1 pseudogene is annotated in these 254 nt (G+C 46.5%); it reads left to right on the forward strand.

Features of this window, described 5'->3' with window-relative positions:
• Position 1 precedes the first annotated feature (1 nt).
• A pseudogene (locus E8Q33_RS15225) lies at positions 2-254 on the forward strand (PIN domain-containing protein); the annotation flags it as partial.

The raw sequence follows: 254 nt of genomic DNA on the forward strand, positions 1-254 counted from the left end.
GATTAAACGACCCGACGCGACAAAACGTCTGTTTGTGCTTGATACCAATGTGCTGATGCACGACCCCACCGCTCTCTTCCGCTTTGATGAACACGATATTTTCCTGCCAATGGTGGTTCTGGAAGAATCGATAGAGGTAAAAAAGGTTTATCCGAGGTATCCCGTAATGTGCGCCAGGTCAGTCGTTTTCTCGATGATTTGTTAGAACAAGCTGCTGATAACGATGCGATTAATTCAGGTATTCCGCTGCCAAG

Source organism: Methylophaga sp. SB9B (assembly GCF_004832235.1).
GTDB classification, from domain to species: domain Bacteria; phylum Pseudomonadota; class Gammaproteobacteria; order Nitrosococcales; family Methylophagaceae; genus Methylophaga; species Methylophaga muralis.